This is a genomic window from Terrisporobacter muris (assembly GCF_024621905.1).
Lineage (GTDB): Bacteria > Bacillota > Clostridia > Peptostreptococcales > Peptostreptococcaceae > Terrisporobacter > Terrisporobacter muris.
The window spans coordinates 1-2,364 of the sequence record NZ_JANKBY010000445.1 but is presented as its reverse complement, the minus strand read 5'-3'; the positions used below and the strand labels follow the sequence as shown (position 1 = coordinate 2,364).

At 28.9% G+C, this 2,364-nt stretch carries 2 protein-coding genes; one reads left to right on the top strand and one right to left on the bottom strand.

Annotation, left to right across the window (positions count from 1 at the left end; genetic code table 11):
* Positions 1 to 373: 373 nt before the first annotated feature.
* A complete protein-coding gene (locus NSA58_RS19005) occupies positions 374 to 1,615 on the top strand; it encodes a serine hydroxymethyltransferase (protein WP_039678064.1) in 1,242 nt (413 codons plus the stop codon).
* A 68-nt stretch (positions 1,616 to 1,683) separates the two neighbouring features.
* Here the strand turns inward: NSA58_RS19005 and NSA58_RS19000 are convergent.
* Positions 1,684 to 2,364: lysoplasmalogenase (locus tag NSA58_RS19000; protein ID WP_257560852.1), on the bottom strand; the 681-nt coding region annotated here is incomplete at its 5' end.

Genomic DNA, 2,364 nt, shown 5'->3' with positions numbered 1-2,364 from the left:
TTTATTTGTGGAGTATAGAGGTGAACATAAGATAGAAATAAAAATAGATAATGATAGTAATTTAATAAATAAAATTCTAAATATGTTAAATATAATTTTGAAGGTTGTAGTGTACAAAGAAGAAGATATGACTATTTAGAAGAAATGCAAATTTGTGATAGTAGTCAAGATTTTAATATTATGCCAGAGGATACTAAGTATGATGAAAGTATTGGTATAGTTTGGAAAATAGAAAATTAGAATAATAGAAATACATTCATAATACATTTAATTTATTGATTATATTATGTGAAAAAAATGCTATATTTATAGTAGGGGAACTTACAAAACTATAATTTGTCAACAGTAGGTTATAAATGAAAGGATGAGGAGAATGTTTGAAAATTTAAAACAAGCTGACATGGAAGTTTATAACAGTATGAAAAGAGAGCTACTTAGACAACAAAGAAATATAGAGTTAATAGCATCAGAAAATATAGTATCAATGGCAGTAATGGAAACTATGGGGAGTCACTTGACTAATAAATATGCAGAAGGATACTCCGGAAACAGATATTATGGTGGATGTGTACATATTGATGAAGTGGAGACTTTAGCCATAGAAAGGTTGAAGAAAATTTTTGGAGCAGAACATGCCAATGTACAACCTCACTCTGGGGCAAATGCAAATATAGCAGTTTACTTTGCTATATTAAAACCAGGAGACAAAGTAATGGGAATGAATTTATCTCAAGGTGGGCACTTAACTCATGGTTCTCCAGCCAATATATCTGGGCAATATTTTGAATTTCATGAATATGGTGTAACCAAAGATGGATTTATTGATTATGATAATGTAAGAAAAATAGCTCATGAAGTTAAGCCTAAGCTAATAGTAGCAGGGGCAAGTGCTTATCCTAGAGCAATTGATTTTAAGAAATTTAGAGAAATAGCTGATGAAGTGGGAGCATTGTTAATGGTTGATATGGCTCATATTGCAGGTCTAGTTGCAGCGGGACTTCATGAAAATCCATGTGAAGTAGCAGATTTTGTAACGAGTACAACTCATAAAACTTTAAGAGGACCTCGTGGAGGAATAATTCTTTGCAAAGAAAAATATGCAAAAGCCATAGATAAAGCCATATTCCCAGGAACTCAAGGTGGTCCACTAGAACACATAATTGCATCTAAGGCTGTTTGCTTTAAAGAAGCTTTAAGCGAGGAATTTAAAGAATATCAGACTCAAGTGGTGAAAAACTGTAAGAAGTTAGCTGAAGAGCTTATGAAAAGAGATTTTAAATTATTAACTGGCGGAACAGATAATCATTTAATTTTGCTAGATTTAACTAATAAAAAAATAACAGGTAAAGAGGCTGAAAAAAGATTAGATGAAGCCTATATTACTACAAATAAAAATGCAATTCCTTTTGATCCAAATGGAGCTCATATAACTAGTGGAATAAGAGTGGGTACTGCAGCAGTTACTACAAGAGGAATGAACGAGGAAGACATGACAGTTATTGCTGAGGCAATTGACTTGTGCTTGACTTATGATTTGGAAGATAAGGCTAGAGATTTAGTTGTTGGACTTACAGAAAAATATCCTTTATATGATGAATATAATTTGATGGACTAATAATAGTTTAAAATTATATATAAAATAATGAGGGAGTATATCAACCAAGATATACCCCCTTTATTATGCTAAAAATCATTAAAAAATAATAAAGTAGAAGCTATAATAAACTGACCCGTGTAATAAGTAATTAAATTTATTGCAGACAAATATTTTTTAGCATATTTATTAAATAATATAAAACATAAGACTAGATCAGATAATATAAACAATAAAGCACCAATTAAAAGTAAATATGTTCCTATATCAAACCTTAACAAAAATACCAGTTTTATAGACTCAAAAGTCATCAAACAGATGATAAATGAATAAATACTGGCAGGTAAAAGCATATTTTTAAAGTCTATATTTTTATTTGATTTCAATATAGTCATAGCTATAAATGCCAAAGTTAAAGCAACTAGTAAATCAAGTATATTAAAAGACCCTAAATGAGTAAAAGCTAAAATATACATTACATGAGTTATTGAAAAACTAACAAGTCCATACAGAAAAAATTTGTTCAAGGAGCCGTCATGATGATTTACTTTAAGTGCAAGGAACATATCTCCAAATAAAGAAAAAAATAAACCAATTATTAATAATATAAAGTAATAATAATCTCCTGGTGATTTAATATAAGATATTACTGCTGTAAAAATGAATAAAATACTAGTAGTAGTTTTAAAAATAAATGCGTAATTTTTCCTTGGATTATAGGTGAAATAGATTAGTGAAAATAGTGATAGAAAAAATAATATTAAATTTAT